This is a genomic window from Streptomyces sp. NPDC004561 (genome assembly GCF_053602155.1).
The window spans coordinates 1-16,871 of the sequence record NZ_JBSGDB010000176.1; the positions used below are offsets into that span (position 1 = coordinate 1).

Consider the following 16,871-nt stretch of genomic DNA (forward strand, 5'->3'; position numbering starts at 1 on the left):
CCCCGGCATCCGCAAGGTGTGGGTCGACGGCGGCTACCGTCAGCACCTCGTCGAGCACGCGGCCACCCTCGGAATTGACATGGAAATCACTCAACGCAAGCCCGGGACCAGGGGATTCACCCCGATCCCGAAACGTTGGGCAGTCGAGCGGACCTACGGCTGGCTCATGCTGCATCGCCGCCTGGCCCGCGACTACGAGACCCTGTCCGTTCGCTCCGAAGCCATGATCCACATCGCCATGACCGAGCTCATGGCACGCCGCCTCGCCGGCGAAGCCACCGTCTCCTGGCGCGACCCAGCACCCCAGACCACACAGTAGATTCCGGGATAAAGCACCGGGAGAAAACGACCTCAGAGAGGTCGTCAAGATCGCCGACGATGCCGTGGAGGCCGAACGAGCCTGCCCGGAAGCGGAGACAGCAGAAAACCGCACCACACAAACTACATCGCTTCATAGCGACGACAGACGACCGCCGGGCACCAAGCTCCTCAGGCCCGAGAGCAGCGCCGTCACCGTCGTTGTAGTCCGCAACCTTCCCCAACACAGACGACCTATGACCTCGCCGTCGGCGGGGTACGCGTCCCTGCAGGCGAAGGACGGGGACGTGTAGCGTGACAGGACGACGCAGCTTTCGCCGTACGGCCAGGATGTTCGGGAGTCCCACGTGGTCAACGACGACGACGTTTCGCCGCCGGGCGCGGCACAGGCCCCGGCCCTGCACACGTGTGCGGCGTGTGCGGCGTGTGCGTCATGACCTCCGCCCACGGCAGGTTCATCCAGCAGGTCCGGCTGGACCAGGACGTGGACGACAGCCGGTACCCGTTCAGTCTCCCCGCTGTGCGGCAGCTCGCCCGTTCAGGCACACTCACCCTGCCGCCGGGGGCCACCTTCCTGGTGGGTGAGAACGGCGCGGGCAAATCGACGCTGATCGAGGCGATCGCCGTGGCCGCGGGGTTCAATCCCGAGGGCGGCAGCCGCAACTTCCGGTTCTCCACCCGCTCCACCGAGTCCCCGCTGGGCGACCACCTGATCCTGACCTGGGGGATCCGCAAGCCGCGCACCGACTTCTTCCTGCGGGCGGAGTCCTACTACAACGTGGCCAGCGAGATCGAAAGGCTCGACGGAGCCGGAGGTCGGCCGCTCCTTCCCGCCTACGGTGGGGTGTCGCCGCACGAGCGCTCCCACGGAGAGTCGTTTCTCGACCTGGCCACCCATCGTTTCGGACCCGGGGGACTGTACCTCCTGGACGAACCGGAGGCCGCCCTCTCCGTCCAGAGCTGCCTCGCCCTGCTGGCCCGTATGCACGAACTCGCCGCACAGGGAAGCCAGTTCATCGTGGCCACACACTCGCCGGTCCTCCTCGCCCTCCCCGGGGCGACCATCATGGAGATCTCCGACGCGGGCGGATTGGAAACCGTCGACTTCGACCAGGCCCTCCCGGTGCGCCTGACACGCGAGTTCCTCGGCGCACCGGGCCGGTTCCTCAAGAATCTTCTGGGGACCGACGACGCTGACGGCGGCCAGGGCAGTTGGTACCGGTGAGGCACGGCCCGCTCACCGCCGAGCGGGCCGTCGTACAGCCGTGGTCGAGGTGCCCGGGGTATGCCCGGCCCCGGCAGGTCCGGCCGCCGGGACCGGGCAGTCACACGGCGGCGGTGAAGCTGTACTTGCCCGCCGGAAGGCTGTACGTGGCGGAGCCGGACGGGACGGCTTGAGCGGGAGCCTTGACCGAACCGGGCTGGGACGTGGGGACGACCACGGTGGCGGTGACGTTGGCCGGAATGGTGACCTGAAGTGTCATCTGGCTCCCCGACACGGACCAGCTGCTTTCGGTCGTCCCGAAGGGTGTCCGGTACGTGCCGGAAGCGGAGGTCAGGCCCCCGCCCGGCTGGGGAGCGATGAGCAGGGACCGGTAGCCCGGAGAGGCCGGTCCTATCCCCGCGATGTGCCGGTACAGGAAGTCGCCGACCGAGCCGAGGCCGTAGTGGTTGAAGGAGTTCATGCCCGGATCCTGGAAGGAGCCGTCGGCGCGAATGCCGTCCCAGCGCTCCCAGATGGTGGTGGCGCCGCGGCCGATCATGTAGCCCCAGCCGGGATAGTCGGTCTGGAGCAGGATCTGGTAGGCGACGTCCGCGTGGCCGTTGCTCGCCAGCACTGTCAGGAGGTTCTCAACTCCCAGGAATCCGACCGTCAGATGGCCGTTGGCGGTCGCGACCTTGGCGGCGAGCTTGTCCGCGGCTCGCTGGACGAGGGCCGTGGGCACCAGGCCGAAGGCCAGGGCGAGTACGTACCCGGTCTGGGTGTTGCTGCCGACGGAGCCGTCCGGCCCTATGTACCGGCCGGCGAAAGCGGCCGCCACCTGATCGGCCAACTGACCGTAGGAGGCGGCCTGTGCCGTACGGCCCGTGGCGTCGGCCATTCGTGCCACCAGCCGCGCGGCCCACGCGAAGTAGGCGGTGCAGATGAGGTCGTGGGGCGTCTCGTCGCCGACGTTGAGCCAGTCGCCGTACGTCTGCTGGTTGCGGATGAGGTCGCCGCCGGCCGTGTTGCGCAAGTAGTCGACCCAGCTTGAGAACGCCGTGAAGTGCCGGTCGACGATCCGCACATCACCGAAGCGCTGCCACAAGGTGTAAGGGATGACCACGCCCGCGTCGCCCCAGCCGGCGGTTCCCGAGCCGTTGATCACACTCGGTGCGACGTCGGTGAACGCCCCGTTGGACTGCTGGTCGTCGACCAGGTCGTCGACGAATTTCGCCAGGAACCGGTGGACGTCCAGGTTGAACGTGGAGGTGGCGCTGAAGGCGGCGATGTCACCCGTCCATCCCAGACGCTCGTCCCGCTGCGGGCAGTCCGTGGGGATGGAGAGCATGTTGCTGCGCTGACCCCAAGTGATGTTGTGCTGGAGCTGGTTGACCAGCTTGCTCGACGTGGTGAGCGTGCCCAGCTGGTCCGCGGTGGTCCAGGCGGCTCGTCCGGTGACGGTGCTCTTCGTCGGGGTGAAGCCGGAGGGCAGACCGGTGAGTTCGACGTAGCGATAGCCGTGGACGGTGAAACGGGGCTCGTAGGTCTCGGTGGAACCGGTGCCGGCCAGGACGAACCGGTCGGTGGCCTGGGCGGTGCGCAGGTTGGTGGTGTAGAGCGTGCCGTCGGGGTTGAGGACCTCGCCGTGTCGCATCGTGATCGTGGTGCCGGCCGGGCCGCTCAGCGAAAGCCGGTTCCAGCCCGCGAAGTTCTGGCCCAGGTCCAGGATCCACACGTCCTGCTGCGGCTGCGTGATGGCTACGGGCGAGAACTCCGCCTGAACGGTGACCCCGCCGTCGACCTGCGACACCAGCGGGGGCAAGGAGACCGAGGAGACGTTGACCGCGGCCCACGCGGAGTCGTCGAAGCCGGCGCCGTCCCAGCCGGGGACGTCCAGGCGCGCGTCGTACGTCTCGCCGTTGTACAGGTCGTCCGCCCTGATCGCTCCGGTGCCGGTCTTCCAGCTGCCGTCGGTGGCGATCGTCTGCGACGAGCCGTCGGTGAAGGTGAGCACCAGCTGGGCGGAGTACCAGGGCTGGGAGCCGTAGTGCCGGCTGCCGGCGAAGCCGATGCTGCCGCTGTACCAGCCGTCGCCCACCCAGGCCGCGAGGGCGTTGGCGCCCTGCTGGATCCGGGAGGTGACGTCGAAGACCTTGTACTGCAGGCGCTTTTCGTAGTCGGTCCAGCCCGGGGCAAGGACGTCGGAGCCGACTCTGGCCCCGTTGAGACGGGTCTCGTGCAGACCCAGTGCGGTCGTCAGGAGCCGGGCGGAGGCCACGGGCTTGGAGACACTGAACCGCTTGCGCACCATCGGGGCCGGCGTGATCACTCGCACCTGGACGCCCCACGGGCCGCTCCCGGCGGCGGCGACGGACATCGCCGCGGGCCAGGCGCTGTCGTCGAAGCCGGGCGAGTTCCAGCCCGTCGGCCCGGACTGGGAGGCCTTCCAGGAGGTGTCGCTGTTGACGACCTGCCCGGCCGGCAGGGTGAGCTTGGCGAGCAGACCGGCGGGGGAGACGCTGGTGTTCGTGCAGGCCACCGCGATGGTGTTGGCGCCCGCCGCCAGGTGCGAGGCGAGGTCGACGAGCGCCGCGCTCTTCCAGGAGTCGCCGACCCTCGGCGAGGAGCTGACCAGTACGCCGTTGACCCAGACGTCGGCCGTGTCGTCGCCGGTGATCGCCAGTACCGCGCTCGCGGGGGCACCGGCCAGGGTGAGCGTACGACGGAAGTAGCGGGTGCCGATCGGCGCCGATGCGGCGGGGTCGCCCTCCGGGTACCAGATCCAACTCGCCCCCGCGAAGTTCGGTGCGGCGGCCTGGCCGATGAAGGCGCCCCGCCATTCGCCGGCCGGGTCGAGCAACCCGGTCTCGAACCACTGCGGATCGCTCCAGACGCCGGCCCGTCCCTGCGTGTCCCACACACGGACCCGCCAGTGGTAGCGGGTGAGGCTCTTCAGCGAAGTGCCGTCGTAGCCGATGTCGATCTGCTGGGCCGAGGCGACACGGCCGCTGTCCCAGATGTCCCCGGTGCCGGAGCCGGTCGAGGAGACCTGAACCTGATAGGCCGCCTGGTGCTGCTGGGGCGCCGCGGAATCCAGGGTCCAGCCGAACCGCGGCTTCGTCGCGTCCATGCCGAGCGGCGTGACCTGGTGCTCGACGGTGAGGCCCGTGACGCTCAGAGGCGACGCCGCCGAGAGGTCCGGGGCGGCGACGTCGGAGTACCACGGGGAGATGCCGTACGCGCCCAGGTCCACGGCCGCGGACCAGCCGGAGTCGTCGAACGTGGGCAGTTCCCAACCCGTGGGAGCGGTCTGCGCCGAACGCCAGCTGCCGTCCGTGACCAGGTCGGTCGTGCCGCCGTCCGTCGTGATGTGCACGTGCCCGAGGAGTCCGGCAGGACCGCCGGTGTTCTTGCAGGCGACCGCGATCGTGTTGTCGTTCCCGGCGGTGAGGGCTGGGCGCAGGTCGACGTAGAGGGCGCTCTGCCACGCATCCGAAGTACGCAAGGAAGCGGCCAGGTGCTGTCCGTTCAGCCACACGTCCACGGTGTCGTCACCGGTGACGACCATCTGGGCGTCGCCGGCGTTGCCGGCCGGGACGCTGAACGTCCTACGGAAGTACCGGTAGGCGGCGGGAGCGGTGACGCGTGGATTTCCCTCGGCGTACCAGATCCAGTGGGCACTCGACAGGTCGACCGGTGCGGCGGCCGCGGAGCGCGGAGCCGCCGCAGCGACGCCCGGGCGCGACAGCAGGGCGCCGCCGGCGAGCGCGCCGGCCGCGATGCCCGAACCGGTGCTCAGGAAGCGTCGCCTGCTGAACCGCGTCTGCTCTTCGGGGGGTTGAGCCGAACCTCTGTGGTGCGTCGCGTCACTGCTCAACGCCGTACTCCTTCTCTCGGGACACCCGTGTGGGGTGGCCGCGTGTGGGATGAGCGAGGTGGACCGGGAACGCGATCTCGCGGTGCCGGTCCGGCCTGATGCAGCGAGTGAAACGTTTCATTTCGGCATGCCGGGGGTAATGTAGGGGCGCCCGTGAGAGTCGTCAACGGTCGGTGCAGGGGCGGTTGTTGAGGGGATCCCGGCTCCTTCGATGCAACGAGGCGCGGACGCCGGCCCGTCGAGGGGGCTGGCTGTGCGGCGTCAAACTGGCGGCGCGTGGCTTGGTCGTAGGACTCGCCCCGATGGGGCCACTTTCAGACAGCCTGGACAGAACCGGCCAGCTTCATCAACCATTCGACATCCGACCCTCTTCATAAACAGAAGATCACGTAAGATCCAGGTCGAAGTTGATCAACTGCTGCGGTCGCCCGCCCCGTTGGAGATCTGCTCCAGCCTCAGACCAAGGGTGACCGCAGGGGGGAAGGAAGAGAATCTATGAAGTCAACCAATATCCGGCGACGCCTCGCCGGGACCGCGGTCACTGCCCTTGTGGTCGGTGCGGGTGTCCTGGCCACTGCCCCTTCGGCAGCGGCCAAGGCCAACCTGCTGACCATCGACAAGGTGTCGTTCCACGCTCCGAACGTACAGGTGCAGGTCACCTACTCCTGTGACCCCGGCATGGACCACGAACTCGTGGCCAACGCGGCGACGCTCGACTCGGGCCATGTCGGGGGAATCGCCGCGGGCACCATCAAGAAGAACAAGCTCGTCTGTGACTACGACAACCACACCGCGCAGGTGACCATGCGCACGGCCGAGGGGTCCTCCTTCGCCAAGGGAGACAAGGTCAAGGTGACCGTCTTCTACTTCGACAACGACGGGTTCAGCTACGCCAACGAAACGACCGTCGCCGTTCTGTGAGTCGGCCTCGCTCGCCGCGCGAGACGGCGTGTGAGTACCCGCACCAGGAGGACTGCTGAGTTCTCCCCGCGGCCGGCACCCCGGACGGGGTACCGGCCGGCCCTGGTGGCGGCCGCAGTTCACACCGGCGGCTCTCCGCGACCGTTCGGGCCCCTATGTCACCTTGGCTCCTCGACCGTGAGCCACTGATTCGTCGGGAGGAACGGAGTGGGGCTGTGTCTGTTCCCGGCCGACGACAACGTCGACAGTCCGGACGTCTCCTGGTCCTACAGCGGCTTCGCGGCGTTCCGGCGGCGCCTGGCGGCGACCGAGGGGTTCGACCTCGCCGAGATGTGGGGGTTCGGCGGAGAGCGCCCGTGGGGCGACGTCTCCACGACCCTTGTACCGCTCCTCGACCACCCCGATGACTTCGGTGAACTCTCATCCGCCGAGTGCGCTGCGATCCTTCCCCGGCTGGAGGCGATCATCGGCCAGTGGCTGAGCGAGGCCGGCACCCCAACCCTCCGACGGCACATAGAAGATGCTCGTCAGCTGGCTGTCGTGCTGCGGCTATGTGCCGAGAAGGATGTCGCGGCCCTGTTCGGCTGATCCAAAGCAAGCCGCTGTCACCCCGGCGGCGACGGCCACTCCTGCACCGTCCGTATTGAGTCACCCAGCCGACGTCTCAGGTCGAAGTCGCCAGCGGGGTAGGTCGTTCGGCTCCACACCTTCGTACTCGGGTACCGCGCGCTTCAGCCGGCCCTCAGCCGGCACGCTCGCTGAGACGTACACATGACCGCCCAGCAGCTTGGACAGCCAAGCAGGCGGCCCCACTTACGAGGGTGCTTGGCACTCCCGACGGCGCCGTCTCATCGAGAACGGCGCGTGTCCCACCTGATCATCGTGAAGCCGCCTCGGCCCAGAGAACGGCCGTCCCAGTGCCGAAGACGAGCACATGAACGGCGAGCGTGCGCCACAGCCGGAACAGCCCGGCCAAAACCATGCCGGACGCTAGGATGCCCGAGGCCGTCCAGGCGATCTCGGCCGCGTCCTTGGCGTGTTGGATGAGTTCGTACTGGTCGGGTGCTCCGAAGGAGAAGCTGCTCATCATCATGGAGTAGGCGAGGACGACCCACGTCATGACACCGAGAACGCCTGCCGTGACGGCGCATGGTAGGTCTGCGGTTCGGCGGGGCCGGGTCTTCGTCATGGTGTTCATGGTTCCCGGTGAGTGAACAGCACGCATGAGTAGGCGTACTCGGTCGCGGAGCGTTCCCACTCCTCGCGCGAGGATGGTGCGGCCCTTCACACACAACGAGCTCGCGCCTACCGAGACCAGACTCGGCCCAACTGCCTTCTGTCACGCGCTGATGTGCCATGTCTGCCGAGCCTGGTGGTGATCACACCAGGATTGACACACACTCCCGTCCCACCGCCGGGCACGGACATGATCAGTGCCATGACCCAGCGCACCACTTTGATCACCGGCTCCACCCAGGGCATGGGCCGGGCTCTCGCACTCGACCTGGCCCCGCGCGGCGGCACCGTCCTGCTGCACGGCCGGGACCGCGATCGCCTGGAGGACGTGGCCGGCGAAGCACGGGCCGCCGCCCCTGACACCACCATCCGCACCTACCTCGCCGACCTGTCCGACCTGGACCAGGTGCACGAGATGGCCGACCGGATTCTCTCGGCGGAGCCGCATCTCGACGGACTGATCAACAACGCCGTGGCGGGCGGAGGCGCCGATCCGCTCGAACGCGAACTGAGCCGTCAGGGCCATGAACTCCGCTTCGCGGTGAATCACCTCGCTCCCTACGCCCTCACCCGCGACCTCCTGCCCCTGCTCGCGGCCTCGACCCCTGCCCGGGTGATCAACGTCGCCTCAATCGGGCAGGAGGCCATCGACTTCGACAACGTCATGCTCGAGCGGGACTACGAGGGCCTGCGTGCGTACTGCAGAAGCAAGCTGGCCATGATCATGGCTACCTTCGAACTGGCCGCAGAAATCCAGGGCACCGGGGTCACGGTCAACGCCTTGCACCCGGCCCACCTGATGGACACGGACGGCGTCCGCGCGTACGGCCTCACCCCTGTCACCAGCACGCAGGACGGCGTCCGGCCGACGGTCCGCCTGCTCCTCGATCCTGAACTCGACACCACCACGGGCCGTTACTTCGACCAGTTCACAGACGCACGTGCGCACGAGCAGGCGTACGACGCCGGCGCCCGCGAGCGCCTGATGAAACTGACGCACGACCTGATCGGACAGGCCCGCGACCTCGCGACGTTCGGGCGGCCGACCCGGTAGCGTGGCCGGCTGTGAGGGTGGGCAGCGAAGAGACGCGGCTGATCGTGCTGCGCGGCAACAGCGCCTCGGGGATGTCGTCCGTCGCCGCGGGCGTCCGGGAGAAGTTCGGCCGCGGCCTGGCCCTGGTCGGCCAGGACAACCTCCGCCGCATCGTGCTCCGGGAACGCGACCGGCCGGGTGCCGCGAACATCGGCCTGATCGACCTGACCGCCCGCTACGCCTTGGACGCCGGGTACCACGTCATCGTGGAAGGCATCCTGCACGCCGACCACTATGGCGAGATGCTCACTCGGCTCCGCGCCGACCACCGTGGCCCGACGCACGGCTACTACCTGGACGTGCCCTTCACCGAGACCGTGGCTCGCCACGCCACGAAGCCGATCGCCGACGTGGTGGGTGAGGCACAACTGCGGGAGTGGTACCGCTCGCTCGATCTACTGCCCGGCGGTGTCGAGACGGTCATCGACGCGCGAAGTACCTTGCCCGACACCGTCGACCACATCATGCTCGCCACCGGCCTCACCGATCTGCCGGTATGCGACCGCTGACGGTTGGGTCTACCTGCGGCTGTCTACCTGCGGCTGAGGGGTGAGGCCGCTCGCGAGGCGCTTTGCCAACGAGCTGCGTGAGCTCCGTCAGCCCGCAATCACCGTCCCCCGAGAAGGAGCACATCTGCGTACCGGCGGACGAACCGACCCGCGAACACCGACAGTCGTAGAATCGGCGGACCGTCGGTCAGGTCGCGCTCGAACGGCGGCTACGCTTCGTCGAGAGCCTGCCTGAGTGGTTGGTCTGTTGATCGGCCCGCCCGCTGAGCGGTGTGCCGGATGGGCGGTACGAGCCTTGCCATGGCGGACTCGGCGACCAGGCCGCGCGGTGGGTGACGCCGTGCCGGGGTGGACGGAGCAAGGGGGAGCGGTGGCTGTGGCACGCGGGGCGGCGCCCCGATCCTGGCGCTGGTACGGCGCGGTGGCCTTGGCTTCGGTCGCTTTCCCCGCCGTGTTCATGCAGGCGACACTCGTCGCGAAATGGTACGTGGACCACCCGGTGGTCGACCCCGGCGACGACTCGCCTGGCGGCGGAAACATGGGGAACGTGATCGCCCTGCCGTTTTTCGCCCTTGCCGCAATCGCCTGCCTGCTGTTCCCCCTGCTCTGGGGGATCGCGGCATTCCGGACGTCGAAGGGCGCGGTGGTGAAGGATCTGGCGGAGATTTCCGCTGTCCTGCAGGGGGTCGCCTTGCTCATAGCACTTCCTGTCGCCATGTCCCTGCCCTACAACTGGGCCTCCGTCACAACCCTCGTGGCGGCAGAGCTGGTCGCACTGGTCACCGTCCTGCGACGGTTCTGGCAAGGCCGGACGGCGCGCTGATCCGATACGGCACGGTCCGGGTGGCGGGATTGCACCGGCGCCTCCTCGTCCCGAACTCCGGGCTGGACGGTCACAGAGGCCCAGGACGCTCGTTCGTGAGGCTCGTTCGAGACGCCTTGCGATCGAGATGGCCGCTTCTCTACGTCTCGTAGTAGTTTGAACGACCGAGGACAACCTGGCCGAAGTAGTGAGGGAGGTGCCAGGTGACGGGCGGTAAGGACGACCGGGGAGAGGCCCCGCGGCGGGCGCGGGGTGAGCTGGAAGCAGAGGTGCTGGCTGCCTTGTGGTCCGCCGGCGGTCCGGTTCCCGCGGCTGTGGTCCAGGAGCAGGTGCCCGGTGCCGCGTACACGACGGTGCTGACCATCCTGACGCGGCTGTGCGACAAGGGGATGGTGACCCGGCGGCGGGAGGGGCGCAGCCATGCCTATGCGCCCTTGGACGACCAGGCCGGGCACGCGGCTGCGGGGATGCACTCGCTGCTGGACGAGGGCGGAGACCGTGCGGCGGTGCTGGCGCGGTTCGTCTCCGATCTGTCGGCGGAGGACGAGCATCTGCTGGAACAGCTGCTGCACGGTGACTTTCCCGACCGGGGGTGAGGCGTGTTCTGGCCGGTGCCGATGTATCTGCCGCTGCTGGTGAGCGCGGTGCTGGCGCTGGCCGCGCCGTGGGTGGGGCGCCGGGTGCCTCCCCGTGTGGGTGCGTGGGCGATGGCGTGCGCGGCGGTCGTGGCCGCGGGCACATGGGTGACCGAGCTGGCGATTCTGGCCTTCACCGCGATCGGTCAGGTGCCGCTGGTGGCGGCACAAGGGGCCTGGTCGGTGAGCGTGCTGGCGGCGGAGGACCCGGTGAGCCGGAAGGTCGCCGCCGTGTGCGCAGGGGTGGTGCTGCTCGTGGTGGTGAGCCTGACCGTGGCCTCCTGGCGCCGTGGGCGTGCGCTGGTCGATGCCTGGCGGGAGTGCCGGCACATCGCGGCAGGCGGGGACCTGGCCGTGGTCGACGATCCGACGCCGACGGCGTTCGCCGTGCTCGGCATGCCGGGGCGGGTGGTCGTCTCGTCCGGGATGCTGAAGCTGCTGGACGGACCGGAGCGGCGGGCTCTGCTCGCCCATGAACGGGCGCATCTACGGCATCGGCACCATCTGTTCTCGCTGGTGCTGCATCTGACGGCGGTGGTGAATCCGTTGCTGCGTCCGTTGGAACAGGTCGGAGCCTATGCCGTGGAGCGGTGGGCGGACGAGGAAGCCGGCGCCGTGGTGGGGGACCGACGGCTCGTCGCCCGGGCGATCGCTCGGGCGGCGCTGGCATCGAGCCGGGCCCGACAGGCGGCGCTGTCCGCCACTGGTGGACCGGTGCCCCAGCGCGTTCAGGCGCTGCTGGCTCCGCCGCTGCGCTCTCCCAACGGCGTGATGACGGCGTTCGGCGTCCTCATGGCGGCCTGCTGCGCGAGCCTGGCCCTCACGGCACACGACACTGAGCGGCTGTTCGAGGCCGCGATGCACGCCCACGCCACCGCCACGCAGCTGCGTACGCGCTGACCGCCCCTCCCCGGCCTCCTTCGCACGGAACCCCGGCGGTTGGGCATGAGAACCGGCCCGCTGGGACTGTGTCCGGTGTGAGCGGACGGTATCTACCCTGGCTGGGCGTGCCGCTGCAGCACGGCCCATGGATCGCCGCGTTGGCGATGATCGCGGTCACGCCCGGCGGCCTGTGGCTGTTGGCGCTGTTCCTGGAGCGCCGTGTGATGGGTTTACGCACCGGGTTCGTGGCGGTGCTGCTCGGTGATCCACTGCTTGCCCTGGCCGTCGCACTGGGGGTGTGGCGGATGAGCGCGGCCCCGCCGGGAGGACCCGCGGGGCCGTGGTGGGGGCTGGCCTCCGGCGCGGGCTGGCTGTGCTTCGGCCTGGTGCAGTGGTGGGGAGAACTGCGAGCGGGATTCTCCACAGCTCAGCAGGCGGTGGCTCCGACCAAGATCTGGCATCAGCTGGTGGTCTATCCGCTGCTCGGCCACTGGCTGTGGACGGCCGGCGTCGGTGGCTTGATCGCGCCTGGATCCCGCCCGAGCGATGTCATGGGGCGGGTGCTGATCGTGGCGTGCGTCGGGGGCCGGCTGCTGATCAACGGCTACGACCGGCGACGTCCCAAACTCGGCCATCCTCCGTACGACTGGCGGCGGGTTCGTCCCTCGCGCAGCCGTGGTCGGCTTCGTCCCTCACCCTGCGCGCCTACCGGATCGCGGTGGCTGGCGGAGATCGGGTCGGCCGCTGCTGAGGGCATCCTCGAGCGCGGCCGGCAGGGCCGGACGGTCGGTCATCCGGCCGGGGACGGAGGACAAGCGGGACGCGCCGGGCACGTCGGTGCTCGGCGCGGGTCCTCTTCGTGCGTTGGTCACCGAGCGTGCTGCGCGACCCTTCTGGGCTCGGCGGTCAGCAGCGGGTGCAGGGCGCCGCGGTTGAGGGCCGCGACCAGTGGCGTGGCCCAGCGGCGCAGCGCGAGGCTGGTGAGGTAGGCGACGGGGAGGGCGAGGATCGCCGAACCGAGGACGTCGTGCGGATAGTGGTCGCCGACGTAGACCCGGGAGAAGCCCTCCACCACGCCGAACACCGCGGCGATGGCGCTCAGGCGGCGATCCAGCAGGAACAGGGCGGCCACGGTGGCGGCGGCCACGGTGGTGTGCCCGCTGGGGAAGGCGTAGTCGGACGGCGCCGGACAGGAGTCGACCAGGTACGCATGAGGCATCGACCGACAGGGCCGTGCCTCGGCCACGATCTTCTTGACCACCTCGGCAGCGGCGAAGGCGACCACGACCGCGACCGGTGCGGCCAGGGCTACGGTCATCGCCTCGGTGCCGCGGCGACGGGCGTTCCACCAGCCCATCACCATGAGTATCGCGAACACGCCCAGGCCGAGGTTGGTCCACACCTCCATGGGGGTGTTGAGCCACTTGGTGTCGCGGGCGAAGTCGGTGATGGAGGTGAACAACGAGCCGTCGATACCGGACCCGTCGAAGGCCAGTTGCGCGGTGGCGGCCGCGGTCATGGGTACGTCCTTCCGTGTCAGCGGGGCGACGCGGGACTGCCCGGCGCCGCCGGCCAATCCCCGTGCCCGCGGTGGCACAGTGGTGACATCACGGTGAACTGGTGGTGGCCGTCGGGCTAATCTACTACATGTAGTAGAAGTGCGAATTGCGGGCCGGTCGGAGCGCTCGCTGCGCGAAGCCCCGCCGCGTCCGTGTGCGGTGTTCGGTCGTGTCGCCTTTGTGCATCGATACGCCGTGATGACCACCGCCGCCCATCTGACCTGCCGACGGCTCGGGTTGGCTTCCGTGATGTGGACCTGCTGGGGAGAGGACTGGCGCAGGCGGGCCACACCCCGGTCCGTCGAGGACACCGTCCCAAGGGACCTGCGCGGCGGAGGCACCATCCTGGCCGTGCGAGCCGCGGGTCAGGTTCCACGCGGGCGACGTCGCAGGAGAGTGAGCGTGGGGCCGAGAGCGAGGATGACGGCGAGGACGGCGTAGCCGTGGGTGAGCGTGGTGAGGGAGGCGACCGTCGCGACGAGCAACGGGCCTCCCGCGTCGCCGAGTTCGCGGCCGAGTTCGGCGGCGCCCATGGTCTGCCCGAGCCGCTCGGCGGGAGTGCTCGCGGCCAGGGCGGCGAAACCGAGCGGAGTGATCAGTCCGGTTCCGGCGCCGATCAGTGCGGCCCCCAAAAGGATGCCCGTAAGCCCCGGCAGCATGGCGCACCCCATCCCGGCGGCGGCGAGGAGCAGCCCAGCCGTGATGCCCGTACGGGTCGTGAGCCGGCCGTGGTCCAGTGCCCGCCCGGCCTTCGGCTGGACCACGGCCGCGCAGGCGGCCAGCACCGACACCGCGGCGCCGGTGGCCACCGTGCCCAGACCGACCGCCCGCCCGGACACCGGCAGGAAGCCCACCCCGACCGACAGGGCCGCGGTCGCCGCGGCCAGTGCCGAGGTCGGCGCGAGGAAAGCCGGGTCGGCCAGCCGCCAGGCCAGATCCACCACCGTCTGCCGGGCCCTGGGAAGTGGCGGTACGACCGGGACCGCGACCAGGGCCCACACCGCGACCGCCGCACCGAGCACGGCCAGCACGACGAACAACAGCCGCAGGCCCCCGGCCCACACCAGCACCCCGCCCAGCAGCGGACCCAGGGTGTAGCCGATCGACTTGTAGAAGCCGTAACTGCCGAAGGCCCGGCCGTGCTTGGCCGCCGGATTGAGGCGGGCGACCAATGCGGACGCCGACGGGGAGAAGGCCGAGGCCGCGGCGCCCTGGCCAAGACGTGCGGCCCAGAGCCAGCCGGGGCTGTCCGCGACGACGTACAGCGCGGACGCGGCGGCGAAGGCGACGAGTCCGCCGAGCAGGACCGGGCGCGCGCCGATCCTGTCGGCGAGCGTGCCGAAGACCGGCTTGAGCAGCACCTCGGCACCGTCGTACAGGGCGAGCAGACCGCCGAGCACCAGCAGCGAGGTGACCGCGCCCTTGGCGTGGCCGCCGAGGTTGGCGGCGATCCCGTGCGCACCGAAAGCGGTGGTGAACCCGGCTGCGTACAGCGGCCACATGTGCCGTGCCGGAGCCGTCTGCCCCGCCGATGCCGTGCTCACTGCTCCCCCTCCGGGGCCTGGTGCAGGGCGGCGAAGACGCGCTCGGCGTAGTCCTCGCAGACGGCCACGCACTGCTTGAGACGGTCGCCGGCCTCGGCCGCCTCCGGAGCCCCGAACACGTCGCGTGCCGTCAGATCACGGTGCCAGCGTCTCAGCCGCTCCAACGACTGCTCCTCTTCCTCCAGCTCGGCCAGCGTGAACTTGGCGATGCGGATCTCCTTGGCGATCTCCGCCTCGAACTTGCCGCAGTCGGCCAGGAACTCCGCCCAGTCCGCGGACCGGGCGGCACCGAACATCTCCTGGAGCCGGACGGCGTCCTGGGGACCGCGCCCCGAGGCGTTCAACGTCACGACCTGACCGCCGGCCTGCTCGGTCAGCGCGACCGCCCGCGCGACGCCTTCGGCGAAGACCGGCACGTCGGGCATGGCCCAGATGCCCTGGCCGAGCGAGAGCGCGCCGATCCTGCGCAGCTCCCGCCAGACACCCACCCGGTGCCGTGACGGCTGGGCGGGAAGTCTGATCACCAGGACGAGCCAGCGGCCCGCCGTTTCACTGTTCGACACGATTTAGAATGTAGCAGCCGTTACATCGCGTGGCGTGCGAGTGGTGAACGCCGAAGGCGTGCGCCGGCCCGGACGGACGTGCGGTCAGTGGACCAGGCGGCGCACGGTTCGCGCGGCCAGACCGCGCCAACGGGCCTTGGTCCGTTGCCAGGCGCGGGACTCCTGGGAGGCGGCCAGGTCGACGAACAGGTCCTCGTAGGTGCCGGCGATGCGCTCGGGGTCGTAGCGGTGGGCGGCCCGGCGGGCGGCGCGGCCCATGTGGCGGCGGGCGGGCTCGTCGGTGATCAGTTCGAGCAGTGCGGTGGTCAGCGCCTGCCGGTCGCCCACGGGGACGAGGCGGCCGTCGACGCCGTCGTGGATGATCTCGGCGGGGCCGAGCGGGCAGTCGGTGGAGACGACCGGGACCCCACAGCGCATGGCCTCGACCAGTGTCATGCCGAACGATTCGGCGTTGGAGGCGGAGGCGACGATGGCGGCCTTGGCGAACTCGGGCTCGATCGGCGAGGCCACGCCCATCAGCTTCGCTCGGCCGCCCACGTCGAGCTCGTCGATCAGCTGCTGCAGGCTGTCCTTCTCGGCTCCGGCGCCGTAGATGCGCAGTGTCCAGTCGGGGTGCCTGCCCGCGATGTCGGCGAACGCCTCGACGAGCAGGTCGAACCGCTTTCCGCGGGCCAGGCGTCCGGCCGCCGCGATGACCTTGGCGGCGCTGTCGGCGGATGACAGACCGGGATCGGGTACGGCGTTGGGAATGGCCAGGATCTCGACTCCTGGCAGGCGCATCTTCGCCCGCTAGACGGCGGCGTCCGCTTCGGTCGTGGTGACCAGGGCGTCCAGGGCGCGGTAGTGGCGGGCCAGCTGCCCGCGCAGTTTCTTGCTGTGCGTGTCGTGGGTGAGGTGTTCCTGGGCGATGCGCAGGGCACCGGGGCGAAGCGGGCCAGGTAGATGTTGATGCCCGGCCGGGTGCCGATGATGACGTCCGCGTCGCTGTCCTTCAGATACCGCTCGACGCGCTGGTCGGTCAGGCGGCTGTACTGGTGGTACCGCTTCTCGGCCGCGGGAAAGGACTGGGAGGGCTCCTTCATCAGCGGATCGGCGAGGTCCGCGGAGTCCTTGCGCACGTCGACCAGGGGCACCACCGTCACCCGGGGATCGATGTCGAACCGCGGACGGGCGCGGTGCCGCCGGACGGACACGATGCTCACCTCGTGCCGGTCGGCGAGCGCTGCGGCGAGGTTGAGCGTGGTGCGGTTGGTGCCGCCGATGCCGTAGACGTCGTGGATCAGGAATGCGATCTTCATGCGGCGCGCCTCTGAACCTGCTAGGTCACGCGGCGGCCCGGCGGCGGGAGCGCAGGAGTTCCAGGGCAAGCGGCAGCAGGGAGACGACGACGATCAGGCCGACCAGCGGCAACAGGTAGTGGTCGACGTTCGGGACACTCGACCCGAGGGCGTACCCGCCCAGCACCAGGCCCGCGGTCCACACCAGGCCGCCGACGACCTGCCAGAGCGTGAACACGGAGGTGGGTACGCCCGCGATCCCGGCGAGCGGGTTGAGCACGGTCCGTACCACCGGGATGAACCGGGCCAGCACGATCGCCTTGCCGTGCCCGTACCGGCCGAGCAGTTCCTCGGCCCGGGTCACGCCGTTCGCCAGGTGCCGTGCTTGAGCAGCACCCGGTGGCCGACGGCCAGCGGCTGGTCGGCCACA

15 protein-coding genes and 1 pseudogene are annotated in these 16,871 nt (G+C 69.8%); 9 read left to right on the forward strand and 7 right to left on the reverse strand.

Features of this window, described 5'->3' with window-relative positions:
• Positions 1-319, forward strand: a 319-nt coding sequence (locus ACWEN3_RS22835; RefSeq protein ID WP_452973968.1) for a transposase, incomplete at its 5' end; no start/stop codon positions are given.
• Positions 320-751: 432 nt separating this feature from the next.
• Positions 752-1,543, forward strand: coding sequence for an AAA family ATPase (locus ACWEN3_RS22840; RefSeq protein ID WP_452973971.1), 792 nt, complete (start codon positions 752-754; stop codon positions 1,541-1,543).
• Positions 1,544-1,643: 100 nt separating this feature from the next.
• Here ACWEN3_RS22840 and ACWEN3_RS22845 read toward each other — a convergent pair whose 3' ends face one another.
• Entirely contained in the window at positions 1,644-5,399 is a 3,756-nt protein-coding gene (locus ACWEN3_RS22845) for a family 78 glycoside hydrolase catalytic domain (RefSeq protein WP_452973974.1), read from the reverse strand.
• Between the two features lie 495 nt (positions 5,400-5,894).
• Here ACWEN3_RS22845 and ACWEN3_RS22850 point away from each other — a divergent pair, with 495 nt between their 5' ends.
• A complete protein-coding gene (locus ACWEN3_RS22850; RefSeq protein WP_452973976.1) occupies positions 5,895-6,320 on the forward strand; it encodes a hypothetical protein in 426 nt (141 codons plus the stop codon).
• Positions 6,321-6,527: 207 nt separating this feature from the next.
• Positions 6,528-6,908, forward strand: coding sequence for a hypothetical protein (locus ACWEN3_RS22855; RefSeq protein ID WP_452973979.1), 381 nt, complete (start codon positions 6,528-6,530; stop codon positions 6,906-6,908).
• Positions 6,909-7,197: 289 nt separating this feature from the next.
• Here ACWEN3_RS22855 and ACWEN3_RS22860 read toward each other — a convergent pair whose 3' ends face one another.
• Complete coding sequence (locus ACWEN3_RS22860; protein WP_452973982.1) at positions 7,198-7,440, reverse strand: hypothetical protein; 243 nt, start codon at positions 7,438-7,440, stop codon at positions 7,198-7,200.
• A 318-nt stretch (positions 7,441-7,758) separates the two neighbouring features.
• Between ACWEN3_RS22860 and ACWEN3_RS22865 the strand changes: the two genes are divergently transcribed.
• The 5 genes from ACWEN3_RS22865 to ACWEN3_RS22885 all read left to right on the forward strand — a co-directional run bounded on the left by ACWEN3_RS22865 (position 7,759) and on the right by ACWEN3_RS22885 (position 11,516).
• Positions 7,759-8,610, forward strand: a complete 852-nt coding sequence (locus ACWEN3_RS22865) for an SDR family NAD(P)-dependent oxidoreductase (RefSeq protein ID WP_452973984.1) — start codon at positions 7,759-7,761, stop codon at positions 8,608-8,610.
• 71 nt (positions 8,611-8,681) lie between these two features.
• On the forward strand, positions 8,682-9,158 hold the full coding sequence (locus ACWEN3_RS22870) for a kinase (RefSeq protein WP_452974001.1): 477 nt from the start codon (positions 8,682-8,684) through the stop codon (positions 9,156-9,158).
• 370 nt (positions 9,159-9,528) lie between these two features.
• Positions 9,529-9,981 carry a hypothetical protein gene (locus tag ACWEN3_RS22875; protein WP_452973987.1) on the forward strand — a complete coding sequence of 151 codons (453 nt, stop codon included), beginning with the start codon at positions 9,529-9,531 and terminating at the stop codon, positions 9,979-9,981.
• A gap of 203 nt (positions 9,982-10,184) precedes the next feature.
• Complete coding sequence (locus tag ACWEN3_RS22880; protein WP_452973989.1) at positions 10,185-10,577, forward strand: BlaI/MecI/CopY family transcriptional regulator; 393 nt, start codon at positions 10,185-10,187, stop codon at positions 10,575-10,577.
• Between the two features lie 48 nt (positions 10,578-10,625).
• Positions 10,626-11,516, forward strand: coding sequence for a M56 family metallopeptidase (locus ACWEN3_RS22885; RefSeq protein WP_452973992.1), 891 nt, complete (start codon positions 10,626-10,628; stop codon positions 11,514-11,516).
• Positions 11,517-12,366: 850 nt separating this feature from the next.
• Here ACWEN3_RS22885 and ACWEN3_RS22890 read toward each other — a convergent pair.
• From ACWEN3_RS22890 to ACWEN3_RS22910, 5 genes and pseudogenes are all read right to left on the reverse strand, one after another.
• Positions 12,367-13,017 carry a phosphatase PAP2 family protein gene (locus ACWEN3_RS22890; protein WP_452973993.1) on the reverse strand — a complete coding sequence of 217 codons (651 nt, stop codon included), beginning with the start codon at positions 13,015-13,017 and terminating at the stop codon, positions 12,367-12,369.
• Positions 13,018-13,422: 405 nt separating this feature from the next.
• On the reverse strand, positions 13,423-14,559 hold the full coding sequence (locus tag ACWEN3_RS22895) for an MFS transporter (RefSeq protein WP_452974004.1): 1,137 nt from the start codon (positions 14,557-14,559) through the stop codon (positions 13,423-13,425).
• 38 nt (positions 14,560-14,597) lie between these two features.
• Positions 14,598-15,164, reverse strand: a complete 567-nt coding sequence (locus ACWEN3_RS22900; protein ID WP_452973996.1) for a Chromate resistance protein ChrB — start codon at positions 15,162-15,164, stop codon at positions 14,598-14,600.
• 84 nt (positions 15,165-15,248) lie between these two features.
• Positions 15,249-16,462, reverse strand: a pseudogene (locus ACWEN3_RS22905) (glycosyltransferase family 4 protein).
• Positions 16,463-16,487: 25 nt separating this feature from the next.
• A partial coding sequence (locus ACWEN3_RS22910) for a DedA family protein (protein ID WP_452973998.1) occupies positions 16,488-16,871 on the reverse strand: 384 nt, incomplete at its 5' end.